Annotated in this window: 18 protein-coding genes and 1 tRNA gene; 12 read left to right on the top strand and 7 right to left on the bottom strand. The window is 65.8% G+C overall.

Features of this window, described 5'->3' with window-relative positions; translation table 11 throughout:
* Window positions 1-212: 212 nt before the first annotated feature.
* The 3 genes from AC1DK9_RS00165 to AC1DK9_RS00155 form a co-directional block, all read right to left on the bottom strand.
* Window positions 213-1,361 carry a glycosyltransferase gene (locus AC1DK9_RS00165; protein ID WP_476914645.1) on the bottom strand — a complete coding sequence of 383 codons (1,149 nt, stop codon included), beginning with the start codon at window positions 1,359-1,361 and terminating at the stop codon, window positions 213-215.
* A gap of 175 nt (window positions 1,362-1,536) precedes the next feature.
* A complete protein-coding gene (locus AC1DK9_RS00160) occupies window positions 1,537-1,995 on the bottom strand; it encodes an FAD synthase family protein (RefSeq protein WP_476861943.1) in 459 nt (152 codons plus the stop codon).
* Between the two features lie 10 nt (window positions 1,996-2,005).
* On the bottom strand, window positions 2,006-3,583 hold the full coding sequence (locus AC1DK9_RS00155; protein ID WP_476914644.1) for a sugar transferase: 1,578 nt from the start codon (window positions 3,581-3,583) through the stop codon (window positions 2,006-2,008).
* Window positions 3,584-4,228: 645 nt separating this feature from the next.
* Here AC1DK9_RS00155 and AC1DK9_RS00150 point away from each other — a divergent pair.
* The 3 genes from AC1DK9_RS00150 to AC1DK9_RS00140 all read left to right on the top strand — a co-directional run bounded on the left by AC1DK9_RS00150 (window position 4,229) and on the right by AC1DK9_RS00140 (window position 5,707).
* Window positions 4,229-4,302, top strand: a tRNA-Gly gene (locus AC1DK9_RS00150).
* A gap of 98 nt (window positions 4,303-4,400) precedes the next feature.
* Complete coding sequence (locus AC1DK9_RS00145; RefSeq protein ID WP_476861941.1) at window positions 4,401-4,550, top strand: hypothetical protein; 150 nt, start codon at window positions 4,401-4,403, stop codon at window positions 4,548-4,550.
* A complete protein-coding gene (locus AC1DK9_RS00140; RefSeq protein ID WP_476914643.1) occupies window positions 4,547-5,707 on the top strand; it encodes a N(5)-(carboxyethyl)ornithine synthase in 1,161 nt (386 codons plus the stop codon). The genes AC1DK9_RS00145 and AC1DK9_RS00140 overlap by 4 nt, the downstream gene beginning before the upstream one ends.
* A 112-nt stretch (window positions 5,708-5,819) precedes the next feature.
* On the opposite strand, the gene AC1DK9_RS00135 is transcribed toward AC1DK9_RS00140, so the two are convergent.
* Window positions 5,820-7,184 (bottom strand): MFS transporter, encoded by a 1,365-nt coding sequence (locus tag AC1DK9_RS00135; RefSeq protein ID WP_476914642.1) that lies wholly within the window; start codon window positions 7,182-7,184, stop codon window positions 5,820-5,822.
* 155 nt (window positions 7,185-7,339) lie between these two features.
* On the opposite strand from AC1DK9_RS00135, the gene AC1DK9_RS00130 reads away from it, so the two are divergent.
* Entirely contained in the window at window positions 7,340-8,194 is an 855-nt protein-coding gene (locus AC1DK9_RS00130) for a LysR substrate-binding domain-containing protein (RefSeq protein ID WP_476861938.1), read from the top strand.
* Between the two features lie 216 nt (window positions 8,195-8,410).
* A complete protein-coding gene (locus AC1DK9_RS00125; RefSeq protein WP_476914641.1) occupies window positions 8,411-8,767 on the top strand; it encodes a hypothetical protein in 357 nt (118 codons plus the stop codon).
* A gap of 138 nt (window positions 8,768-8,905) precedes the next feature.
* Here AC1DK9_RS00125 and AC1DK9_RS00120 read toward each other — a convergent pair whose 3' ends face one another.
* Together AC1DK9_RS00120 and AC1DK9_RS00115 are read right to left on the bottom strand one after the other, a co-directional pair.
* A complete protein-coding gene (locus tag AC1DK9_RS00120) occupies window positions 8,906-12,448 on the bottom strand; it encodes a bifunctional proline dehydrogenase/L-glutamate gamma-semialdehyde dehydrogenase (RefSeq protein ID WP_476914640.1) in 3,543 nt (1,180 codons plus the stop codon).
* 306 nt (window positions 12,449-12,754) lie between these two features.
* A complete protein-coding gene (locus AC1DK9_RS00115; RefSeq protein ID WP_476914639.1) occupies window positions 12,755-14,218 on the bottom strand; it encodes an amino acid permease in 1,464 nt (487 codons plus the stop codon).
* Window positions 14,219-14,360: 142 nt separating this feature from the next.
* Here AC1DK9_RS00115 and AC1DK9_RS00110 point away from each other — a divergent pair, with 142 nt between their 5' ends.
* The 3 genes from AC1DK9_RS00110 to AC1DK9_RS00100 all read left to right on the top strand — a co-directional run bounded on the left by AC1DK9_RS00110 (window position 14,361) and on the right by AC1DK9_RS00100 (window position 16,862).
* Window positions 14,361-15,269 (top strand): LysR substrate-binding domain-containing protein, encoded by a 909-nt coding sequence (locus tag AC1DK9_RS00110; protein WP_476861935.1) that lies wholly within the window; start codon window positions 14,361-14,363, stop codon window positions 15,267-15,269.
* Between the two features lie 84 nt (window positions 15,270-15,353).
* Window positions 15,354-15,782, top strand: coding sequence for an aspartate 1-decarboxylase (gene panD / locus AC1DK9_RS00105; protein ID WP_476914638.1), 429 nt, complete (start codon window positions 15,354-15,356; stop codon window positions 15,780-15,782).
* A 153-nt stretch (window positions 15,783-15,935) separates the two neighbouring features.
* Window positions 15,936-16,862 (top strand): AEC family transporter, encoded by a 927-nt coding sequence (locus AC1DK9_RS00100; RefSeq protein WP_476914637.1) that lies wholly within the window; start codon window positions 15,936-15,938, stop codon window positions 16,860-16,862.
* A gap of 50 nt (window positions 16,863-16,912) precedes the next feature.
* Here AC1DK9_RS00100 and AC1DK9_RS00095 read toward each other — a convergent pair whose 3' ends face one another.
* The gene (locus AC1DK9_RS00095; protein WP_476914636.1) at window positions 16,913-19,126 is read right to left on the bottom strand and encodes a discoidin domain-containing protein; all 2,214 of its coding nucleotides are present in this window, start codon (window positions 19,124-19,126) and stop codon (window positions 16,913-16,915) included.
* 401 nt (window positions 19,127-19,527) lie between these two features.
* Here AC1DK9_RS00095 and AC1DK9_RS00090 point away from each other — a divergent pair, with 401 nt between their 5' ends.
* From AC1DK9_RS00090 to AC1DK9_RS00075, 4 genes are all read left to right on the top strand, one after another.
* Window positions 19,528-20,601, top strand: coding sequence for a GmrSD restriction endonuclease domain-containing protein (locus AC1DK9_RS00090; RefSeq protein ID WP_476914635.1), 1,074 nt, complete (start codon window positions 19,528-19,530; stop codon window positions 20,599-20,601).
* A gap of 213 nt (window positions 20,602-20,814) precedes the next feature.
* Window positions 20,815-22,131, top strand: a complete 1,317-nt coding sequence (locus AC1DK9_RS00085; protein ID WP_476914634.1) for an ABC transporter substrate-binding protein — start codon at window positions 20,815-20,817, stop codon at window positions 22,129-22,131.
* Between the two features lie 42 nt (window positions 22,132-22,173).
* Entirely contained in the window at window positions 22,174-23,127 is a 954-nt protein-coding gene (locus AC1DK9_RS00080; protein WP_476861929.1) for a carbohydrate ABC transporter permease, read from the top strand.
* Complete coding sequence (locus AC1DK9_RS00075; protein WP_476861928.1) at window positions 23,124-24,071, top strand: carbohydrate ABC transporter permease; 948 nt, start codon at window positions 23,124-23,126, stop codon at window positions 24,069-24,071. The genes AC1DK9_RS00080 and AC1DK9_RS00075 overlap by 4 nt, the downstream gene beginning before the upstream one ends.
* Window positions 24,072-24,073: the final 2 nt, after the last annotated feature.

Raw genomic sequence — 24,073 nt, 5'->3', positions numbered from 1 at the left:
GAGGGCGATGCTTGCGGTAGCTCCTACGACGGCAGCGAGGACTTTCCTCATCAGCGGGCCGCCTCTTGAACCCCTATAAGCGAAGGTTGGCTGTACCGCCGGGCTTTGGTGCATTGGAACCTCCATAAGCGCACTACTGGAAACGGGCAGAGCGGCGCCACCGCCGCTTCGGATCGGGTCCGGACTCCCGGGAGCTCCCGGGCTCAGGCGGGTCACGACGCCACCTGGCTTTCGTCCGGCGCGTGGCTGGCCACGGCGTCCGTCCGGCCACGACCTCGGCCCTGCGCCCTCGTCAGCGTCCGGGATGCCAGGGCAATGCAGAGGGCCTCATAGCGATCGGCCACAACGTCCCAGTCGTACCTCGTGGCGACATCCCTCGACTGGCTTCCCCTGGAGCGGATATCGGCAGGGTGCGCTTCCGATTCCTCTACCAGGCGCGCGACGTCGCCCGGGTCCCGGAAGTACCGCCCGGCCGAGCCGAGGACCTCCCGGTTGAAGTTCACATCGAATGCATTTGTTGCCGCGCCGGCACCGATGGCCCGCAGCAGCGACGGATTGGTCCCGCCCACGGAATGCCCGTGCCAGTAGACCAGCGCGTTGGCGTAGAGCTCATCCAGCAGGTCTTGGTTCCAGACTCCGCCGAGGAATCTCACCCTTTCGTCCGCTGACGCCGTGAGCCTTTCGTTGTATTCGCGGCCATAGGGTGTGGAGCCGACGACGATCAAGGGGAGTTTGGCGTTGCTGCGTACATAGCCCTCCACGATGGTGTGGACGTGGTTCTCCGGCTCAAGCCGGGCAACCACCAGATGGTATTTGCCGGAAGCCAGATCAAGGGACGCCAGCTCTTTGGGCTCCCGGGGCGCAAGCAACGGCGCACCGTATGAAATCAGTTCGGTATCCGCGTCAAAGGTGGCCCGGTAGTAGTCGCGAATGCCGGCCGCATCCGCGATCAGTGCATTGGAGAACCGAACAGCGAAGCCCTCGGCCCAGCGGTAATAGCGTTGGCCGACGGGGCCCCACTTGGCGCGCTTCCATTCGAGGCCGTCCATGTGGGTGGCGACCGGAAGCCGGCCCAGCCGGAGCAGTGGAAGCCAGGGCGCATTAGCTGCGTTGAAAACTATCGTGGCATCCGCTCGGCGCGTCAGGAGGTGAGCCACAGAAAGTCCGGTGTGGCTCAAAGTCTCAAGGGAGCGTCGTCGTAGGGCGGGCAGGTGCACCAGCCGCATGCCGGCAAATTCCCGGGCTTCCTGGCCGGGGCTGTTACCGGTGCGGCAGTAGACGGTCACCCGGTGCCCGCGTTCCGCGAGTCGGCGCCCTACTTCCTCTACGCAGGTTTCGAATCCTCCATAGTGTGCCGGCACGCCGCGCGTACCCACCAAGGCAATCCGTAAACCGTCAGACGGGCGAGTTGAATGCTTCACTTTTACCCCCACAGGTGTTTCTTGTTGATAGAGACCGAGCTGTAAATGGAGACCGAGCGTTGATCGAGACCGGGCGTTGCCTTGGTAAGCGTGCGGACAGCTGCCGGGCTGGCTTTCAGGGCAGGCTTTGCAGAGCCCCCCTCTCCTGGGCCCCGGAGTTCATGAGCTCCAAAGTCCTTCGGAGTGCGGTGCTGGACGTGTGCATCGTGTACGGGAAATAGGCAACCTCCACGCCGACCGCCGCGAATTCGCGCTCCAGCGCGAGGCCCTTCGGCGTTCCCCGCCAGTCGTCGCCTTTGAAGAAGACATCGAACGGATGGCTGCGCCAGGTGTCGATCTTGCGGGGCAGGGTCTCTGCTATTGCTTCGTCGACGTAGCGGATGTTTCGGACGATTTCCAGGCGCTCGGCCAGCGGAATCACGGGTGACCGGCCCTTCGACTGGACCAGCAGCTCGTCCGACACGACGCCAGCGATCAGGAAGTCGCAGTGCGCCTTCGCGTGCCGCAGCAAATTCAGGTGGCCAATGTGAAACAGATCGAAAGCACCGGCCGCGTAGCCAATTCGCGTTGTCATGGTTGCTCCATCAGTAAGCGCCGACTGGGCTGCGCATGGCTTTGAAGGTTCTCCACAGGATCAGCAGGTCCCCGGTGAGTGACCAGTTCTCCACGTAGTAGAGATCAAGCCGGATGCTCTCCTCCCACGGGAGGGTGGAGCGGCCGTTGATCTGCCACAGGCCCGTGATGCCGGGCTTGATCAGCAGCCGGCGGTTGGTGAACTTCTCGTAGCGTTCGACTTCCGCGGGCAGCGGTGGCCGGGGGCCGACCAGGCTCATTTCGCCGGTCAGCACGTTCCAGAACTGTGGAAGCTCATCCAGCGAGTACTTCCGCATCCAGCGCCCGCACCCGGTGACCCGTGGATCGTTCCGCATCTTGAAGAGCGGCCCGGACCCCTCGTTGAGTTCGCGCAGGGCGTCGAGGTCCGTTTCGGCTGTTTGGACCATCGACCGGAACTTCAGCATGTAGAAAGGCTCACCGTTCCTGCCTGCCCTCAGCTGGCGGAAGAAGATGGGGCCGGCGCTGTCCCGTTTGACGATGATGGCGAGCGCCAGCATCAGCGGCGACAGCATCATCAATGCCAGGGAGGCGACGGCGATATCCATTACCCGCTTGAGCACGTGCTTGGCGCCGGCATACTGCGGCAGTTCCACGTGCACGAGGGGAAGTCCGTCGACAGGGCGCCAGTGGATCCGGGGACCGGCAACGTTCGTGAGCGTTGAAGCAAGGACGAGTTCCGTCCCCGTCGCCTCAAGCTTCCATCCCAGCTCCCGAATGTAGGTGCTGCCACCCGGGACGCGGCCCGCGACGATGACGGCGTCCGCGCCCGAGACTTCCACCATCCTCGATACATCGGCGAGGGTCGACACGACGGGCACCCGGTACCAGGGCGGCCGGAGCTCCATGGACTTATCCAGGGTGGACAACCCGACGCCTGTGATCTCGTAGCCGGCGGTCGGGTTCTTCTGGACCTGGTTGATCACGTATTCGACGTCGGGCCGGTCGCCGATCACGATCACCCGGGACAGGTACTTGCCCTGGTGCCTCTGGAGGTTCAGCCACCGTCGCCAGAACCACCGGCTCCCGGTCAGCAGCACCAGCCCCAAAGGCAGGGCGACAGCGAAGTATCCGCGGACGACGTCGAACCGCACAAAGACCATTGCGATGGCCAAGGCACCGAAAAGTTTCAAAGTGGCCTGTGCGACGCGCTTGTATTCGGCTGCACCGACCCCGAAGATCCGGGGGTCACGGGTGGGATAGATCTCCAAGACGGCGATCCAAGCAGCCAGAAGCAGCACGGAAACCGCCACGTACCTTGCCTCGAATTCCGCTGTGGCCCCGGTCGGCACCTCGACCCCAAACCTGAACAGGTATGCCGAAGCCAAGGACACGGCTATCGCCGCCACGTCGGTGAGTCGCAAGCGGTTCGCGAACTTTCGCCACCGAAGGGAGACCTCCCTCCTGGAAGCCGTCGTCTGAGTCCGGGATTCGTTGTCCCACACCGAGTGCTGGGACCTCAGGGAAGCGTGCGATCGTGCATGGGTCCTGGTTGGAGCCGCCGGCCGGCCCACTGCATGGAACGGCCGGCGATGCTTGACCTCGCTCATGCCCGCCCCAGCGCGGAGCCTGCGGCTTCTTCAGCCGTTCGGGGAGAGGGGTCGACGTGGCCGGAGACGGAAGCACGCCCTTGGAACATATCCAATAGCCGAAAAACATGAACACGGATCGGCGCTCCACAAACCATGGTGAGACCTTCTAGTGAATAGGGGTTGGCTGCGATCTCCCCTAGTCAAATAGATGACTTTTAGGCGCACACGAGTGTGCGCTACCCCTTTAAGCCCCGGGATTACGCTTCGTGGCAGGAGGCACTACGCAGAACTGAGATGGGTCTACCTATTCGCGTGGGGATTCGGTGCGAACCCGACGCAACGACGGGCCTCAAGAAGCAGCAAGTGGGGGTGGGCACGCGGGCCCTTGCCCTCGCCAGTCCCCGGGCTTCACGAACCATCCTCTGCCGCATCCGAACGCGTCGGCGAGGGGTGTACTGACTACTTGGAAAGATTCACGCCGGCACTTCGTCGACGGCGGAGCTTGTGAGTGGGCCGGCAGGGGTCCAGCACCGGCCAGCCAGGGCAGCGACCGTTGCTTTGTGGAGCTCAGTGGCGTGTGGCTGTTCTGGGAAACCCTCCGGCTGGGGTAAGGTAAATCTCGTTGTCCAGCAGGCCCCGATCCGGGATCCTGCCGGCCCCTTTGCGGCTGTAGCTCAATGGTAGAGCGCTAGCTTCCCAAGCTTGATACGCGGGTTCGATTCCCGTCAGCCGCTCCAGTTATTTCCCCCGCTCCGGTCCGCGCCAGGAGCCCGTTAGGCAGCTACCTGTATTGTCAGGAGTCTGGAACCTCTTCGGTTCCGCTACAGGAGCAATCATGGCTGACAAGTCCCCCCGTCAAGCAGCATCCAAGAAATCCAGCAAGTCCATCAAGGAAAAGCGAGCTGACAAGAGGGCCGCTGCGGCGCCCCCCAGCTCCCTCGACAAAGTGGCCGCCGCCAAGACCGCGAGCCCCAAGAAAAAGTGACCGGTTCCCCGAACCACCTCACCCTCGGCGTCCTGGCCACCACGCGCAAGCCGGACGAACGCCGCCTTCCCATCCATCCCCGGCACATTGAACGCATCACCCCGGAGCTGAGGCAGCAGCTGATCCTGGAAGAGGGCTACGGGGAACGCTTCGGCATGCCCGACGCTCAGCTGGCTGGCCTCGTCGGTCGAATCGCGCCGCGTGCGCAGCTGCTGGCTGAGGCCGACGTCGTGCTGCTGCCCAAACCGCAGCCGGCGGACCTGACCGAACTGCGCGACGGGCAGGTCCTCTGGGGCTGGCCGCACTGCGTCCAGGACGCAGCCATCACCCAGCTGGCGATCGATAAGAAGCTCACGCTCATCGCTTTCGAGGCGATGAACCACTGGGCTAGCGACGGCGGCTTTGGCCTGCACGTCTTCCACAAGAACAACGAGCTGGCCGGCTACTGCTCGGTGCTGCATGCCCTGGCCCTGACCGGTACCACCGGCGACTACGGCCGCCGGCTGAGCGCCGTCGTGATTGGTTTCGGCGCCACCGCACGCGGCGCCGTGACCGCCCTCAACGCCCACGGCGTACACGACGTGCAGGTACTCACCAGCCGCGGGGTCGCGGCAGTGGGTTCCCCCATCCACTCGGTGCGGATCGCACAGTTCGACCACGACAACGAGGCGCCGTTCCTGAGCGAAGTCATCACCGAACGGGGCAGGGTGCCGCTGGCGCCCTTCCTCGCGGAGAGTGACATCGTGGTCAACTGCACCCTGCAGGATCCGAACGCGCCGCTGACCTACCTGCGCACCGAAGATCTGGACGCTTTCCGGTCCGGCAGCCTGATCGTGGACGTGTCCTGCGACGAGGGCATGGGCTTCAGCTGGGCGAAGACCACCACCTTCGCCGAGCCGATGTTCACGGTGGGTGACCACATCGACTACTACGCTGTGGACCACAGCCCGTCCTACCTCTGGAACTCAGCCACCTCCGAGATCAGCGATGCGCTTTTGCCGTTCCTGCCGACGGTGCTCGCCGGGCCCGCGGCCTGGGACAGCAACGAAACCATCCACCGAGCGATCGAAATCCGCGACGGCGTCGTGCTCAATCCGGATGTGCTGGAGTTCCAGCAGCGGGAGCCGGACTACCCGCACCTGCCTTTGGCCGGCTAGCAGCTTCCGCGCCGGCGCCCGGTTTTCTGCGCCGCTTTCGGACAGCCGCTACGCCGATCCGCGTAGCGGCTGTCCCTTTCCGGCGCGGAAAGCCCAATCCGGTGCGCAACAGCTAAGCCCGGACGATCCGTAGCAAGGGGCGCCTATTCGCCAGGTCCACTTTGAGCGTCAGCTCGCCGCGCCGGGCCAGCACGAGGGCCACTGCCGCGGCCGCCAGGGCCGGCACGCCGCCGGAGACCAGGATTGCCGTGCGGGGATCCAGGTGCTCGGCCAGCCATCCCATCAGCGGGCCGCCGATGGCCTGCCCGCCGATGAGCACCATGATGTACAGGCTCATGACCCGGCCGCGGATGCCCATGTTGGCGCTGACCTGGACCAGCTGGTTGGCCGCGGTGAGGAACATCAGGCACCAGAAGCCGGCCAGCACCATGGTCGCGCCGAACAGCTCTTGCGAGGGCGCCGCAGCGGCCAGGCAGAGCATCAGCCCGTACATTCCCGCGCCCAGCACGACCGAGCGCAGCCGGAGCTGCCGGCGTCGGGCGGACGTGATCGCCCCGGCTAGCGCCCCGAGTGCCACCAAGGCGTTGAGCATCCCGTAGCCGCCTGCACCCGCGTGGTAGACGTGGTCGGCGAACGCCGCCAACAGCACGGGCAGGCTCATCGCGAACACCGCGACAAAGCCAGCCATCAGCCAGGGCCAGTAGATGGTGGGCTTGGCCAGGGCGTAGCTCAGCCCCTCCCGGAGCATGCCCTTGCGTTTGGCAGCCGGCAGCGTGAGGTGCAGCTCATCCTTGCGCAGGACCATCAGCATGGTCAGCGTGGAACAACAGGCCACGGCGTTGGCCGCGAACGCCCAGCCCGCACCGACCGCGCTGAGCAGGACACCGGCGACGGCCGGGCCGATCAGGCCGCCCAGCTGGAAGATTGTGGAGTTGACGCTGATGGCGTTGCGCAGGAAGGCAGGTCCCACGAGTTCGTTGACAAAGACCTGCCGCGCCGGCTGGTCCAGCACCGTGACCAGCCCCAGCACCAGCGCAATCGTGTACACATGCCAGACCTCAATCCGCTGCGTCAGGGCCAGGCCGGCCAGCGTCGCAGCCAGCACGGCGGCCACGCTCTGGCACAGCATCAGTATTTTGCGCTTGGCGAAGCGGTCAGCCATCATGCCGCCCCAGGGGCCGAGCAGCAGCGAGGGCAGGAACTGCAGGGCCACTGTGATGCCGACGGCGGTGACGGATCCGGAGAGCTGGAGAACCAGCCAGTCCTGGGCGATCCGTTGCATCCACAGGGCAACCACAGCGATGAAGTGTCCCATCGCGAAGATCCGGAAGTTGCGTACCTTGAGGGAAATGAAGGTGTGCCGCCACGGCAGCCGCTCACTAACGACGCCGACCGGCTGGGTGACGGGCTGCAGGGGGACCGCCGCGGCTCGGTCATGCTGAGCCTCGGCGGCTTCGAGGGGCGAAGGGGGTGGCACAAAGAATCCTCAGTGAGCGGGCCTACGGGGTTGCCTTAACGCTAAGCTGGCCGGAATTGATAATGGAAGGCTATTCCGCGCATAACTAGCATCACGAAATGCAATGGACGGGGCGATTGTGGATCGAGTAAGGCACGCACTGACCAGGGGCCAGCATGTTTGAGCCCGCCCAGCTCCGTTCGTTCCTGGCGGTGGCCGAGACGCTCAGCTTCACGAGGGCGGCCGAACGCCTTGGGCTGGCGCAGCCGACCGTCAGCCAGCACGTCAGGAAACTGGAGGCCGCCGCCAAACGCACCCTGATTGCCCGCGATACCCGCGATGTCCGCCTGACGGACAACGGCGACGCCATGGCCGGGTTCGCGCGCAGCATCCTCGCCGCGCACGATTCCGCCGCCCGCTACTTCTCCGGCTCGGCCATGCGCGGCCGGCTGCGCTTCGGCACAGCGGACGATCTGGCGATCACCGGGCTGCCCCGGATCCTGCGCGAGTTCCGCCAAATCTACCCCCAGATCAACCTTGAGCTGACTGTGGGCCAAAGCGATCAGCTGTACAAACGCCTCAACGCCGGCCAGCTGGACCTGGTCTTCGTCAAATGGGTGGCGGGGGCCAAGGACGGCACCGTCGTGCAGCAGGACTCCTTCTCCTGGGTGGGCCTTGAGCAAACCGTCCTCGGCCCGGGCGACCCGGTGCCGCTGATCGCCTACCCCGCGCCCAGCCTGAGCAGGAAGCTGGCCATCGACGCCCTCGAAGCCACGGGCAGGACCTGGCGCATTACGTGCACCACCCGGCAGATCAGCGGCGTGCTGGCGGCCGTTCGGGCGGGAATCGGCGTCGCCGTAATGCCGTCGTCGCTGGTCCCGGAGGACCTGAAAATCATTACCCGGCGTTTCGACCTGCCGCCCGTCGGCGACGTCGACTTCACCCTGATCCGGAATCCGCTGGCCAATACCGAGGTCATTGAAGCGCTTACCCAGGCCATCGCCGGCCGGGCCTTGAACCGCTCCAACTAGCCCGCCTACCCGGGCGGCTACTCATCCGGGGCCCGGGGCTACCCCCTAAAGTACTCGGCCGGACGGGTCTCAACGCACCCATTGAACCCAAGTGTTACTTGCCCTATCCTGACCTTGTTGAAGGTCAAGCAGAGGCCCACCACCACTATTCGAAAAACGAACGCTCGCCCACGTTGCTGCGTGCGGCACCGGGGAAGCGCTCGGGATAGGCCAGCAATGACGCCAGCCATAAACCGACCCCACCCCACAGTGCGGTCCGGCCGACCACTGGGTTCCGCCCGACCGCTGGCTGCAACCGGCCGCGTCGAGAGCGTGCCGCACCCCAGCCTCGGACGGCTCGACCCGCATGCCGGCTTCGCCCGGAGTGACGACGACTTCGTCGGGATTCCCTACTGCGAGCGGTGCGGGACGGACGAATTCGTCTACCTGGAGACGTTCGTTCCCGCAAAGCACCGACGGGATGGCTCCGTTAGCAAACTCGGCGAGGTCACCTACTTCTGCTCGGGCTGCGACGATTTCTCTGCGCACTCCGTTCCGGCGTCCTGGGTTCCGCCGGGCTGGTATCTCGGCTGAGTGCCGGAACCGGGCTGCAGGCCCCAACCACCTCCTCAACGGCAATCGCCGCCGTGACCGCACAATGGTGCGGTCACGGCGGCGATGCTGTCTGACGGAAAGGGAGCTGGCCGGGCCGGCGGCACCCGCCCGGAGCGGCTAGATGAGGCCGTCCGAGAGGTGGTTCGCGGTGCCGAAGCGGTGTGCCGTGATGCTGACGGCCTGCTCGTGCAGGAACGGCAACAGCTCCACCCGCCCGGCCTCCGTGACCGGGTGGGAGTAGACGGCCAGGTCGGGCCGGCCGCCGGCGGCCTCTGCCAGCGCCTTCGCATCCCCGCCGATCAGGCGGATCCGCGTCACGGAAAGCTTCGCGGTCCCGGCGAGCCGGGCAACGGTGGCCAGCCAGTCGGCGTCGTCCTCCACCGTGACGGCGATCCCCAGACCGGACAGTACGGCGCGCAGCTGGGACGGCAGTTCCACAGCGCTGGACACCGCGAGCCTCGACCCCGCCTGGACGCCGGCCGCGATGACGCGGACCAGTTCGCCGAGCGGCTTCCCTTCCGAGAGGCGCACCGTGACCGGCAGCGGGCGGTAGCGGAAGACGTTGCGCTCGGCGCTCAGCCCGGAAACGTCCTTGGCGGTGCCGAACTCCTCGGCCCAGGCGAGGGCGTCGGAAGCCAGCGAGCGTTGCAGCGGCGCCAGTTCGTCGGCTGCCAGGAATCCCTTGGCCGCATCCTCGATCCGACGCACGCCGGAGTGGGCCGGCGTGGCCGCGGCGGTGCTGGGCTTGCTGATCCACTCGCCGAGCCCGGCGAGATAGTTGGGACCGCCGGCCTTGGTGCCTGCTCCTACGGCGGACTTCTTCCAGCCCCCGAACGGCTGACGCTGAACGATCGCGCCGGTGATGCCGCGGTTGACGTAGAGGTTGCCCGCTTCGACGGTCTCCAGCCACAGCGCCAGCTCGTCGGAGTTGAGCGAGTGCAGGCCGGACGTCAGTCCGTACTCGATCTGGTTCTGGATCGCGATGGCCTCTTCGAGGGTCTCGGCGGTCATGACGCCCAGGACCGGGCCAAAGAACTCGGTGAGGTGGAAGTAGGAACCGCGCCGGACGCCGTGGCGCACACCCGGGCTCCAGAGCTTGCCGGATTCGTCCAGCTGCTTCGGCTCGACGGCCCAGGCCTCGCCCTCGCCGAGGGTGGTCAGCGCGTTGAGGAGCTTGCCGCTGGCGGGCTCGATGATCGGGCCCATCTGGCTGGCCGGATCCTCCGGGTAGCCGACCTTGAGCGAGGTGACGGCGTCGATCAGCTGGTTGTGGAAGCGCTTGGACGTCGCGACGGACCCCACCAGGATCACCAGCGAGGCCGCGGAGCACTTCTGGCCGGCGTGGCCGAAGGCGGAGTACGCCACGTCCTTCGCCGCGAGGTCCAGGTCGGCGCTCGGGGTGACGATGATGGCGTTCTTGCCGCTGGTTTCTGCCAGCAGCGGCAGGTCCTTGCGGAAGGAGCGGAACAGTTCGGCGGTCTCGTAGCCGCCGGTGAGGATGACGCGGTCCACGGCCGGGTGCGAGATCAGCTGCTGCCCGAGCTCACGCTCGCCGAGTTGCACCATGGTGAGCACGTCGCGGGGCACGCCGGCCTCCCAGAGCGCCTCGATCATGACGGCGCCGCTGCGGCGGGCCTGCTTGGCCGGCTTGATCACGACGGCGGACCCGGCAGCGAGCGCCGCGAGGGTGGAGCCGGCCGGGATGGCCACCGGGAAGTTCCACGGGGGCGTCACCACGGTCAGCTTCGCCGGCACAAAGATGGCGCCGTCGACGTCGTCGAGCTTGCGGGCGGACTCGGCGTAGTAGTGCGCGAAGTCGACGGCCTCGCTGACCTCGGGATCGCCCTGGTCGATGGTCTTGCCGGTTTCGCTGGCCATGACCTCGAGCAGTTCGGCGCGGCGGGCCTCGAGGACGTCACCGGCCCGGTGCAGGATCTCGGCGCGCTCGGCGCCGGAGAGGGCACCCCAGGCCTTGCCCTTTTCAAGGGCGGTTTCGATGACGGTGTTGAGCGTCGCCTCGTCCTTGATGGTGGCGGCCTCGACGGCGGCGTTGCCCAGCGTGGACGTCGCCACGCGTCCCAGGATGGCGCGGCCCCAGTCGCGGTTTGCCGGCAGCGATGGGTCCGTGTCCGGCGTGTTCTCGAACGAGTCGTGCGGCATGGGCTCGGCCGGGAGGGCTCGGTTCTGCCGGCGGTTGGGGGCGGGAACCTCGTCGTCGAGCTTGGCGAGGGAGGCGAGGAAGCGCTGCTTCTCGCGTTCGAAGAGCGATTCGTTCTCGCTGAGTTCGAAGACGGCGGACATGAAGTTGTCCTGGCTGGCGCCCTCTTCGAGCCGGCGGATCAGGTAGGCGATCGCGACGTCGAACTCGGCCGGGTGGACCACCGGGGTGTACAGCAGGAGCGAGCCGACGTCCTTCTTGACCGCTTCGGCCTGGCCCTGGGCCATGCCGAGCAGCATCTCGAATTCGATACCCTGCTCTGCGGTATCCGCGATACCGCGCTGTTTGGCCAGCAGCCAGGCGAAGGCGATATCGAAGAGGTTGTGGCCGGCGACTCCGATCCGGACGTTGCGGATCCGCTCCGGGTGCAGCGAGTAGTTGATGACCCGCTTGTAGTTGGTGTCCGAGTCCTGCTTGGTGTTCCAGGTGGCCAGCGGCCAGTCGTGCAGGGAGGCCTCGACCTGCTCCATCGGCAGGTTGGCTCCCTTGACCACGCGGACCTTGATCGCGGCGCCGCCGTCGGCGCGGCGGGCCGCAGCCCAGTCCTGCAGGCGGATCATGGCGGAAAGGGCGTCCGGCAGGTAGGCCTGAAGCACAATGCCCGCCTCGAGGTTCTTGAACTCGGGCTTGTCCAGGATCCGGGTGAAGACCGCGATGGTCATGTCCAGGTCCTTGTATTCCTCCATGTCCAGGTTGATGAACTTGGCCTTCCGGCCGCCTGCGGCAAAGGACGCGGCGCGGGTGAAGAGCGGGGTGAGCTTTTCGACCACGTGCTCCACGGCCTCGTCGAACGCCCAGGCCGAGTGCGGGGCCACGGTGGAGGAGACCTTGATCGAGACGTAGTCGACGTCCGGCCGGGCGAGGAGGGTGTGCGTGCCCTCGAGCCGGCGGGAGGCCTCGTGTTCGCCGAGCACGGCCTCACCGAGGAGGTTGACGTTCAGCTTGATGCCGTCCTTGCGGATCTTTGCGATGGCCGGTCCGAGCTTGGCGTCGGTGGCGTCGACGATCAGGTGGCCAACCATTTCGCGCAGCACCCGGCGCGCGATTGGGATGACCACCTGCGGCAGGACCGGCGCCATGGTGCCGCCGAGGCGGACCGCGCTGCGCATGTACCAGGGCAGGAAGGCGGGGACCTTGGGGGCCAGGGCGGCGAGGTTGCGCGCGGCGACCTGCAGGTCCTCGGGGCGCACGACGCCGTCGACGAATCCAACGGTGAAGTCCAGGCCGTTCGGGTCCTTCAACACGCCGGCCAGCTGCGCGGCGGAGGCGTCGACGGGGATCTGCGCTGCCGCGGTGAGCCAGCGGCGGACCAGCGAGATGGTCTCCTCGGCGAGGGCTGCGGCCTCAAGCACGGGCGAGCCTTCCGAAACGGCGGCATGCGTGGCCTCGTTGCCCGCGAGCGCGCCGGTGTTCAGGCCGGATTCCGTTGAGGTGTTGGTCATGGTGGCACTCGTTCTTTCTCAAAATGTGGACCGTTCTTGATTCAGTATGCGACCGGATTTTCATAAGATAAAGCGATGTTTTCTGAGCAATACTGGTTAGGAAACTCGAATCTTTCCCGCGCCGCTCCGCCACCGCTCCCCCTCTCCGCCCATCCCCCTGCGACGCTCCCTCACATCCGGTGGGAAATGACGAAACCCTCCCCCAAGAAGTGGGGGAGGGTTCGGCGAAAACGTGCCGGATCTGAGGGAGCGTCCGGGGTGGTGCGGGAGGTGCCGGAGGCTGGTCAGCCGGTCAGCCGGTACCGGTCAGCCGACGTGCCGGTGCATCTCCACGGCCTCCTGGTGCCGCGGACTGTCCGGGTTCATCAGCGAGTGCTTCCGGCCGTAGCCGAAGTAGATGGCCAGGCCGACCACCAGCCAGACGCCGAAGCGGACCCACGTCTCCCAGTGCAGCTGGAGCATAAGGAACGCCGAGGCGAGCATGCCGAAGAGCGGGACCAGCGGCATCAGGGGCAGCCGGAAGGTTCGCGGGGCGTCCGGGCGCTTGTACCGGAAGATGATCACAGAGAGGCAGACGACGACGAACGCGGCCAGGATGCCGATGTTCGTCAGGTCCGCGACGGCCTTGATCGGGAAGACGCCGGCCAACACCGCCGAGGCCACGCCCGCGATCCAAGTGACGCGCTGCGGGGTGCCGTGGCGGTCGGTCTTGGCGAACCAGCCCGGCAGCAGCCCGTCGCGGCTCATCGAGAACCAGACCCGGGTGACACCAAGCAGGAAGGTGAGCATGACGGTAAGGATGGACAGCACGGCGAAGACGGAGATGATGGTGGCGATCACCGGCAGGCCGACCCCGTTGAAGGCGGAGGCGAATCCGGCCTTGGGATCGATGTCCTGGTAGTTCTGCATGCCGGTGAGGACCAGGGTCGCGGCGACGTAGAGGAGCATGGCCACGATCAGGGACAGGATGATCGCCTTCGGCATGTGCTTCTTGCCGTCCGTCGCTTCCTCCGCGGCGGTGCTCATCGCGTCATAGCCGAAGACGGCGAAGAACACGGTGGCGGAGCCTGCCAGCACGGGGCCGAAGCCGCTGGGCATGAACGGGTTGTAGTTGTTGGTGTTGATGTAGAAGATGCCCAGGCCGATGATKAAAAGGATCAGGACAACCTTGATGGCAACGGCCACGAGCTCGAAGCGGCCAAAGGTCTTGGTGCCGCGGGAAAGGATCCAGGTCACCAGCAGGCAGACGGCAATGGCGGGGATGTTGACGACGCCGCCCTTGCCCTCGTCGAAGGTCGAGGTCATCCAGGCCGGCATGTGGATGCCGATACCGGAGAGGAACGCGTCGAAGTAGCCGGAAATACCGATGGCCACCACCGCCACGATCGCAATGTATTCCAGCAGCAGGTCCCAACCGATGAACCAGCCGATCACCTCGCCCAGCGCCACGTACCCGTACGTGTAGGCGGAGCCTGCCCGGGGGATCATGCCCGCGAATTCGGCGTAGGACAGGGCCGCGGCGGCGGAGGCCAGGCCGGCGATCAGGAAGGAAAACAGGACGGCGGGCCCGACGCCGGGTTCGCTCTCGCTGCCATGGGCCACCAGCCCGGCAAGTGAGAAGATGCCGACGCCGATGATGCCTCCGACGCCGATGGCCGTCAGTTGCCACAGGCCAAGGCTCTTGAACAGGCCGCTGTGCTTGCTCTCTTCTTCGATGTCGTCAATGGGCTTGCGCCGCATAATTGATTTAGCTAATTCTCTGGTGCTCATCAGGGTCTCCTGCTCGGAAGTGGCGCCCATCAATCCACCCTGTGATGGGGGTAACTCGGTGAGAACAGTATGCAAGCCCGATTGCATTAGATAAAGTGAATTCTCCTAATCAATAACCATTAGAATTCACAAAGGAATAGCGATGCTCGACGTCCGGCGACTGCGCCTCCTGCGCGAACTCAAGATCCGCGGCACCCTCGCCGAAGTCGCCGAAGCGTTGCAGTACAGCCCTTCTTCCGTCTCGCAGCAGCTGGCCCTGCTGGAAAAGGAAGCCGGCGTCGAACTTCTGCGCAAGACGGGCCGCCGCGTCCAGCTCACTCCGCAGGCTGAGGTGCTGGTCGCCCATACCTCCCAACTGCTGGAAACCCTGGAACAGGCCGAGGCCGACCTCGCGGCCTCGCTGACCACCGTGACCGGAACGGTGCGGATAGCGGTCTTCCAATCCGCGGCCCTGGCGCTGATGCCCGACGCCTTGACCCGGATGGCGGCCAGCTACCCGGAAGTCCGCATCGAGATGATCCAGCGCGAGCCCGAAACGGCCCTCCATGAAACCTGGGCCCGGGACTTCGACCTGGTCATCGCCGAGCAGTATCCGGGCCATGCGGCGCCCCGCTACGCCGAACTGGACCGGATCCGCCTGACCGGCGACGCGATCCGGCTCGCGGTGCCGCCCGCCTCCCCGGACCGGCCTGCCGTCGCTTCCCTCGCCGACACGGCGGGCCTGTCCTGGGTGATGGAACCCCGGGGCGCGGCGTCCCGGCACTGGGCCGAGCAGGCCTGCCGGAGTGCGGGGTTTGAGCCGGACGTGCGCTTCGAAACCGCCGACCTGCAGGCGCAGATCCGGCTGATCGAATCGGGTAATGCGGTCGCGTTGATGCCGGACCTGGTCTGGACGGGGCGGGGAACCACGGCCCAGCTGATCGACCTCCCGGGCAATCCGCACCGCACGGTCTTCACCTCGGTCCGCCGCTCCAGCGCCAAGCGCCCGGCCATCGTGGCCGCGCGCGAAATCCTCGCCGAGACCGCTGCGTCCATCGCCCCGGCGGCGTGACCTCGGCCGCCGTCGTCGGACCCTCACGGCGGTGTTCCCTGGCTCACAGCGCGCCGCGGGTGCCGGCGTTAGACTGGTCTTGTTATGAATCGCACAATGTTCAAGTCCAAAATCCACCGCGCCACGGTCACCCACGCGGACCTTCACTATGTCGGCTCGGTCACCGTGGACCTGGACCTGCTGGAAGCCGCCGACATCCTGCCCGGCGAACTCGTCGCGATCGTCGACGTCACCAACGGCGCCCGGCTTGAGACATACACGATTGCCGGCGAGCGCGGGTCCGGCGTTATCGGCATCAATGGCGCAGCCGCCCACCTGATGCACGAAAATGACATCGTCATTCTCATCACCTACGCCCAGATGACCACGGAAGAGGCCAAGGCCTACACCCCGAAGGTGGTCCATGTGGATAAGGACAACAAAGTCATCCAGATCGGCAGCGACCCCGCCGAAGGGCACACCGCCGGCCTCCTGCGCCCGCCGCACGCACTGAACAACGCTGCCCTGAACTAGCGCGTGGCCGCCGCCGGCCGGACCCATCCCGTCCGACCGGGGCGTTTCATGTCGCCACATGGCCGGCCCTGCCGGCATCCCGGATAAATCTGATTATTGTGGGACGGTGTTCCACACCCTTTTCCCGCCCCCGTTTTCTTGGGCGGTTGACCCGTGCTAGGCGTATTGGCGGGCTTCTTCGTCGTCTGGTTCATCATCCTCGTGGGAATGTTCGTCGGCCGGCGCAACATTTTGGGCGACAACGCCCGGCACGTCCTGAGCGCGCTCACGTTTTTCGTGGCGAGCCCGGCGCTGCTATTCGAGACCCTCAGCAAAGCCAGGCTCCATGACGTCTTCGCGGCTCCCCTGCTGGTGACAGCCGTGGGAGCGATCACGACCGCTGCCATCTACTTCGGTGTGGTGCGCCTGCTGTTGAAGCGCTCATTGCCGGAAGCCCTGGTGTCGTCCATGAGCGCGTCCCTGGCCAACTCCGCCAACCTTGGCATCCCGATTGCGGTGTTCGTCCTGGGCGACGCCAGCTACGTGGCGCCCCTGCTGATCTTCCAGCTCGCCTTCTTCACGCCGTTGTTCCTCATGGCCCTCGATGCCACGACCAGCGCCCACCGGACAACACCGCTGAGTTTCGCCCTCATGATCCTGCGCAATCCCATGATCGTGGGCTCCGGGCTCGGCCTGCTGGTGGCCGGAACGGGCTGGCGGGTTCCAGACTTGGTCTTGCAGCCCATCCACCTGATCGGCGGCGCGGCGATTCCTGCCATGCTGTTGTCCTTCGGCATGAGCCTGAACGGCTCCCGGCCGCTGCAGGCCTCGGCCGCACGCCGGACCGACACCCTGCTGGCCGGCGGTTTCAAACTCATCGTCCACCCGCTGCTCGCCTACCTCTTCGCACGGTTCGCCCTCGGCATGCAGGACCAGGCGCTCTTCGCCGTGGTGGTTACCTCCGCGTTGCCCACGGCGCAGAACGTCTTCGTGGTGGCCAACCGGTACAGAACCGGACTCACGGTCGCGAAAGACACCGTACTGATCACCACCGTGGTCGCCGTCCCGGCCATGATCGGGGTGGCCCTTCTCCTCGCCTGAGAAAACGGACAGCGACGACGGTGTTCGGCACTTACATGATGCGCCGCGCCTTAGCCCGGGGCCGTGGCCACCGAGATGCTGTACGGCGGCAGCGTTATGGTGGCGTGCCTGTCCGTGCCCACCGTGGTGCTCACCGGCGGATCATTCGGCTCCGGATACCCTCCGTTGCCCCTTCCCCGTGTCGGGTTCCACTTGTACTGCTCGGCGGAGTACTGGTCGAGCTCAAGGCCGCCCTCAACAACCTGGGAGTTGCCGTCCTTTTCCTGCATCAGCCGGACCGTGATGGCCCGTTTGGGATCCTTGTTGAACAGGAGCACGCTGAGCTTGCCGTCGGGGCGTCGCACCGTATAGGCCGTGACCAGCTCCTGGCCCTTCGCGTTTCGCACGTCACTGGTGGTGTTGAACATGGTGTGGCTGCCGGTGCCGGCCTCCAGCCAGCTGTGGTTCACCAGCCTGGCCGCTTGGTAGGCGGCCACGGGCCGGATTTTCCACTCATCGTAGAACTGGAACAGCATCAGATTGCCCCGCGTATCGCATTTTTCACCGACTTCGTCCTGGAACACCCAGTTCGGTTCGATGCCGTAAAAGTAGCTGCTCTCGCCGCCCATCGCCAGGAACATGGCGGACGTTTCCGCGTTGACGATGGCGCCGGGCAGCTCCAGTTCGACCTGTCCGACAAACGAGGAGTAGCCGTACTCCGTGATGACCTTGGGAACTTCGGCCGGCAAACCGGCATCCTCGTCGCGTTTGAGCAGCCGCCTCAGCAACTCCGGGTTCTGGGGCAGGGTCCCGGCCGGATTGGCGCACACGTCGTCGAAGGGGTACCACTCGAAGGAAAAGAAGTCGAAGTCGGACATCGCCCCGCGGTGCTGCAGATAGGAGACAAATCGGCCGGTCCAGGACCGGACCCCCTTGCTGTCCGGCCAGTGCACCCAGTCGGGCAGTGTGGTCTGGTAGCCCGGGCCGCCGAACTCCAGGGACGGGTTCACGGCCCGCATGGCCGCGGCCATCTGGACGTACAGCGCCCCGTAGTGCTCCGGCTGGGCGAGTTGGCCGTCCGGTTCCTCACCGATCTCGATCCGTTTGACCGGATAGCCGCGCTTACCGAGGTAGCGGGCCAGGGCAGCGGCGTCGTCGGGCGTTCCGTACAGGGCCGGAACCGGGACCATCATGGGCTCGTCCTTGGTGATCCCGCTGGCAAAAAGCCGCTCGAAGCTGGCGTGCTCATAATCCTTGTCGATGTCGTCCTTTCTATGCCACGGGTCCGTCGAGGAGGTCCACATGACCGTCTGCCGTTGGGACTTCCGGTGCCGGACGTGGTCGAGGAACGCACCGGCCTGCTGCTGCCCGATGTAGATTTCACGCACGGCGACCCCCAGCCGGTCGCGGATGTCGCGGGAGCCGACAGGGGCGGTGTTCGAGTCCGCCGTGAACAGGATGCGCACGTATTGGGCGTTTATCGGCGTGGACGCGATCCGTACCGTCTGCGACCCCCCGGTTCCCTGCTGTACGGCCTGGGGGAAATCCCGCCAGTTGCCCTTGTCAACGGGGAAGCGCGCGTCGCGGCCGGTCCAGTACTGCACCTTGAAGCGGGTGGCGTACGGGGTGCCCCAATCGAAGCGGACGGTGTCCATCGGCAGGGCCTGCGGGAACTCAACCATGATCCACTGCGGATTGAGGCTGTCAGGTTCCCCGGTGAAGTGGGAGTCCAGATAGGGGTTGCTCTTCCAGAAAGTGTCGACGTCGCCGTCGTCGAGGCGGGAGTGGCCGCTGTTCTTTCCTTGATCGATGGTGTTGCCGCGCCGGGGAAGGCGGTAGCCGTACGACACCCCGTAGTCCTCCGCAGGCTCCGAGGAGGACGTCCAGTAGCCCTGCTCCTTGTCCGGCTGGCTCCACGTCCCGCGCGGATTCCAGTGCCACGCCTTGACGCCCAGTTCGGTGCGCAGCCGGTAACTCACCGGGCCGAAACCGGCTGACTTCATGGCTTGGACATTCGGGGCCGACCAGACCCGATCGATTTCGTTTTCTTCGAGGCCGTCGACGCCGACCCCCATGGCCCGGTGGCCATCGAACTTGTTCACCGGCTTGTCCATCTCGATGCTGATGATCCCGTCGGCGTGCGGAAGCGGCGCCGGCGGGGTGCCGCGCAACGCAACGGTCGAACCGAGCCAAATACCCACCGCCGCGAGGCCCGCGACCGACAGCAGGATTGCGCGCCGGGAGGGCAGGACGGTCCGTTTCTTGCGCTCAGGGTCAGGTGCCATGGCATCCTCAGATCCGGTGTGGTCCGTTCAAGGCTTGGGGAGCTTGTTGGGGCAGCCCCGGCCGCAGGCCGCACGCCACCGGCCCCAAAGTGCATCGCTGTGCTGGTTGATGGCGATCAAATCCCAGTCTGCACGGACGCGCTGGAATTATCTACGGCCCTGTTGCCCTTACTTGCACCCTGCCGGACCTGCATTACCCCGGGCCACCCTGCCGGCTCAGCGCCTCTTGACGCGGCGCTCCATTCGGGGGCCGCCCGCCGGCCGCCGGGATACCCCGCGTGGCTCCGGCACGACGCCGGGGACTCCGCCGGTAGGCTGTGAAAGGCCGGAAACCGGCCGCGGCCAGGCCAGTAGTGGGGGAAAAATTGCGCAGCATTGATTTTGGCGACACCGGTAACGGCATGGCTTCATCGGCCACCGGTCGCCGCCGGGGCGGCATCGACTGGATCGCCTGTGGCATCGCCGGGCTGCTGCTGGTCTCGTCCACCGCCTGCGCCGGGCCCGCTGCCGCCCCCGGAAGGGCAGCCGTCGACAGCGCGCCGCCCGTCGTGTCGGCGCCCTTGGCCTCCCCCTCCGCGCCATCGACCGCGCCGTCGACCGCGGCCGGCGCCGCCCCCAAGGCATCGGCTTCCACGCCCAAGGGAGCCTTGACCCAGCCCTCGGCAGCGCACAAGCGGCCGGCTTACGCCAGCAAGGCGCTGGCCGTACTGGCCACCCTCCCGGTTAAGGGCAGGGCGCCCAAGACCGGCTATTCGCGCGACCAGTTCGGCCAGGCCTGGGCCGACGTCGACCGCAACGGCTGCGACACCCGCAACGACACGTTGCGCCGGGACCTCACGGCGGAATCGCTGAAACCCGGCACCCGCGGCTGCGTGGTCCTCTCCGGCGTCCTCAAAGACCCCTACACCGCCAAGGTCATTCACTTCCTCCGCGGTGCCGGCACCAGCAGCGCAGTCCAGATCGATCACGTCGTGGCGCTCAGCGACGCCTGGCAGAAAGGCGCCCAGCAGCTGAGCCCTGCCCGACGGCTGGCCTTCGCCAACGATCCGCTCAACCTCCTGGCCGTGGACGGACCAGCGAACATGCAGAAGAGCGACGGCGACGCGGCCACCTGGCTGCCGGCGAACAAGTCGTACCGCTGCGCCTACGTGGCACGCCAGATCTCGGTCAAAGCCAGCTACGCGCTCTGGGTCACCCGGGCCGAGCACGACGCGATGGCCCGGACTCTGGCCGCCTGCCCGGGGACTTTGGCGCCGGCTGGCGTGAAGGCTGCGCCTCCCACGGCCGCCCCCGCACCGGCGCCCGCCGCGCCGTCGTCCCCGAAAGCGGCGGCCCCGGCGGCGCCCGCGCCTTCCTCGGTGTACTACGCAAACTGCACCGCGGTCCGGGCTGCCGGCGCGGCCCCGATCCGCCGGGGACAGCCCGGTTTCAGCAGCAAGTTCGACCGCGACGGCGACGGCATCGGCTGCGAGTAGCCCGCCGGCCGGCCCCTGCCGCCGGCCTGTACCGCTGGTGCTGCTGAGCGGACCGGTGTTTGAGCTGCCATGCTCCGGCAGCATCCTTCACGAGATTCCCTTGCCGCGTTCCGTCATGTTCCTTTTTGCCTCTTGACGTTCCTTATTGTGCGATTATGATAGATAATTATGTGAGCTGCTTCACACCACCCGCGCTGTTTCAAAGGAGAAATCATGACCATGCAAGAAGACGCATTGCGCCGAGCCTCCAGCCAGGGCGGGTGGGACCGGCGGACGCTGCTGAAGACGTTCGGTGCGGGTGCCATCGCCATGGCCGGCGCCCCGCTGCTGGCCGCATGCACGGGCGGCAGCGGCCCGGCCGCCAGCGCCAGCAAGACGGTCTCCTTCGGTTCGGGCTCCTCGGATGAGGTCCCCAAGGCCGCGTACAAGGCCGTCACCGATGCGTTCACCAAGAAGTCCGGGATCGCGGTGACCACCAACGTCGTTCCGCACAACGACTTCCAGAACAAGATCAACACCTACCTGCAGGGCAGCCCGGACGACACGTTCACCTGGTTCGCCGGATACCGCATGCAGTACTACGCGGGCAAGGGCCTGCTGGCGCCGATCGACGACGTCTGGGAGAAGATCGGCGGCAACTACTCCGAGGCCATGAAGAAGGCCTCCACCGGCGCCGACGGCAAGATGTACTTCGTCCCCAACTACAACTACCCCTGGGGCTTCTTCTACCGGAAGAGCCTCTGGGCGGAAAAGGGCTACGAGGTCCCCACCACCTTCGACCAACTCACCACTCTGGCCAAGAAAATGAAGGCCGACGGCCTCATCCCGATCGAGTTCGCCGACAAGGACGGCTGGCCGGCGATGGGCACGTTCGACTACCTCAACATGCGCCTGAACGGCTACCAGTTCCACATGGACCTCACGGCCCACAAGGAATCCTGGGACCAGAAGAAGGTCAGCGATGTCTTCGACACCTGGAAGGAACTCCTGCCCTTCCAGAACCCCAACGCCCTGGGCATGACCTGGCAGGACTCGGCGAAGAACCTCGGCGCCAAGAAGTCCGGCATGTACCTGCTCGGGTCCTTCCTCACCCAGCAGTACACGGACAAGACCGTCGCCGCCGACATCGACTTCTTCCCGTTCCCCGAGCTGGCGGTGGAGGGCCGGGACGCCGTTGAGGCTCCCATCGACGGGCTCCTGCTGTCCAAGAAGGGCGGCCAGAACCAGTCGGCCAAGGACTTCCTGGCCTACCTCGGCACCCCCGAAGGCCAGGATGTCTACGCCTCCGTGGACAGCTCGAATATCGCCGCCGCCAAGGGTGCCGACACGTCCAAGTTCTCGCCCCTGACCAAGAAGATGGCCGACGTCATCTCCAACGCCAAGAGCATCAGCCAGTTCTTTGACCGTGACRCACTGCCGGCCATGGCCAACAACGTCATGATCCCGGCGCTGCAGTCCTTCATCAAGGACGGCAACGTGGACGTCAAGAACCTGGAAGCCCAGGCCAAGTCGCTCTACGCCGCCCAATAGGGTCTCCCGGCCACCACGATCCGGCACTAAGGAAATGTTCTTGTGAGTACACCATCAGATACGAGCCCCGCCGGGGTGCGGCCCCGCGCCGTTGCCCCGGCGGGGCGGGTCCGGCGGCTTTCCCGCCGCGATAAGTGGGTCCTGAGCCTCATGGTGGGCCTGCCCACCCTGATCCAGTTGGTCCTGGTCTGGATCCCGACGCTCCTGTCGGCGGCCCTGTCCTTCACCCGCTGGAACGGCCTGAGCTTGGAGGACATCAAGCCGGCGGGGATGAGCAACTACGAATTCATCGCCCAGAACTATCCCCCGTTCTGGCCCGCCGTGCAGCACAATGTGCTTTGGCTGGTGTTCCTCGCCCTCGTTGCGACGCCGTTGGGGCTGCTGCTGGCAATCCTTTTGGACCAGAACATCCGCGGCAGCAAGATCTACCAAAGCATCTTCTTCACGCCGGTGATGCTGTCCCTGGCCCTGATCGGGGTTATCTGGCAGCTCTTCTACAACCGGGACAGCGGGCTGCTGAACTTCCTGCTTGGCACCGCGGGAACCCCGCAGGCCGTGGACTGGTTCGGCGACTCCGGGGTCAACATCTGGGCCGCGCTCATCGCCGCCACCTGGCGGCACGCCGGCTACGTCATGATCCTGTATTTGGCCGGCCTGAAGGGTGTGGACCCCACGCTCCGCGAAGCCGCGCAGATCGACGGCGCTAACGCGGTACAGACTTTCTTCCGGGTCATCTTTCCGGCCATGCGGCCGGTGAACGTCATCATCATCGTGATCACCGTGATCGAGTCCCTCCGGGCATTCGACATTGTCTACGTGATCAACCGCGGCACCAACGGCCTGGAACTCATCAGTGCCCTGGTCATCCAAAACCTGGTCGGCGAGGGTCAGGTGATCGGCGTCGGATCGGCGCTGGCCGTCATCCTCCTTGTCATTTCCCTGGTCCCCATCACGTTCTACCTGTCCAGGGCATTCGGAAAGGACAAAGAGGCATGAGCATCGCACAGCCCACGGATGCGCCCGCAGCGAGCAACTCGGCCGCCGGGCGGAGTGCCGGTACGGGCTCCCGCCAGCCGGCCAACGCGAAACGCGGCAAGCGCCACTACGGCATCCACATTTTCCTCATGGTGCTCGCCATCATGTGGCTCATTCCCTTGGTGTGGACCATCTTCACGGCCCTGCGGCCCAAGGCGGACACGGACAAGTACGGCTACTTCAGCTTCGAGGGATCCTTTAATTTCGACAACTTCAGCCAGGCCTGGACGCAGGGCGGCTTTGCCCAGTACGCCTGGAACTCCGCCCTGATCACCATCCCCTCGGTCATCCTGGTGCTCTTCTTCGCTTCAATGATGGCGTTCGCGGTGAGCCGGGTCAGCTGGAAGTTCAACGTCACGCTGCTGATCATGTTCACGGCTGGCAACCTGCTCCCGCCGCAGGTTCTCGCCGCGCCCCTGTTCGAAATGTTCAAACTGCTGCCGCTGCCGTACAGCGTCAGCGATTCCGGGAGCCTGCTCAACACCTACATCAGCGTGATCGCGGTTGATACCGCGTTCCAGATCGGCTTCGTGACCTTCGTCCTGTCGAACTACATGAAGGCGCTCTCCCCCGAACTCACGGAGGCAGCCCTGGTTGACGGGGCCGGAATCTGGCGCCAGTACTGGGACATCATCCTGCCGCTGTGCCGCCCCGCGCTGGCCGCCATGGGCACGCTGGAAGTCATCTTCATCTACAACGACTTCTTCTGGCCGCTGCTCTTCCTGCAAAGCGGAGACCGCCTCCCGCTGACCACAGCGGTGAACAACCTCCAGGGCCAATTCCTCTCCAATTACAACCTCATCGCCGCGGGCGCCATGATCACGGCCATCCCCGCCCTGGTGATCTACCTCCTGCTCCAGCGGCACTTCGTAGCCGGCCTGACGCTCGGCTCCAGCAAAGGATAATT

This window comes from Arthrobacter sp. 01T414 (assembly GCF_056398965.1).
This window is presented reverse-complemented; position numbering and strand designations above follow the sequence as displayed.

Excerpts from the sequence above, each read along its gene's own strand:
- AC1DK9_RS00160 (WP_476861943.1), bottom strand. The coding sequence starts at position 1,995 with ATGACAACGCGAATTGGCTACGCGGCCGGTGCTTTCGATCTGTTTCAC.
- AC1DK9_RS00155 (WP_476914644.1), bottom strand. The coding sequence starts at position 3,583 with ATGAGCGAGGTCAAGCATCGCCGGCCGTTCCATGCAGTGGGCCGGCCG.
- AC1DK9_RS00145 (WP_476861941.1), top strand. The coding sequence starts at position 4,401 with ATGGCTGACAAGTCCCCCCGTCAAGCAGCATCCAAGAAATCCAGCAAG.
- AC1DK9_RS00130 (WP_476861938.1), top strand. The coding sequence starts at position 7,340 with ATGTTTGAGCCCGCCCAGCTCCGTTCGTTCCTGGCGGTGGCCGAGACG.
- AC1DK9_RS00125 (WP_476914641.1), top strand. The coding sequence starts at position 8,411 with ATGACGCCAGCCATAAACCGACCCCACCCCACAGTGCGGTCCGGCCGA.
- AC1DK9_RS00120 (WP_476914640.1), bottom strand. The coding sequence starts at position 12,448 with ATGACCAACACCTCAACGGAATCCGGCCTGAACACCGGCGCGCTCGCG.
- AC1DK9_RS00110 (WP_476861935.1), top strand. The coding sequence starts at position 14,361 with ATGCTCGACGTCCGGCGACTGCGCCTCCTGCGCGAACTCAAGATCCGC.
- panD (WP_476914638.1), top strand. The coding sequence starts at position 15,354 with ATGAATCGCACAATGTTCAAGTCCAAAATCCACCGCGCCACGGTCACC.
- AC1DK9_RS00095 (WP_476914636.1), bottom strand. The coding sequence starts at position 19,126 with ATGGCACCTGACCCTGAGCGCAAGAAACGGACCGTCCTGCCCTCCCGG.
- AC1DK9_RS00090 (WP_476914635.1), top strand. The coding sequence starts at position 19,528 with ATGGCTTCATCGGCCACCGGTCGCCGCCGGGGCGGCATCGACTGGATC.
- AC1DK9_RS00075 (WP_476861928.1), top strand. The coding sequence starts at position 23,124 with ATGAGCATCGCACAGCCCACGGATGCGCCCGCAGCGAGCAACTCGGCC.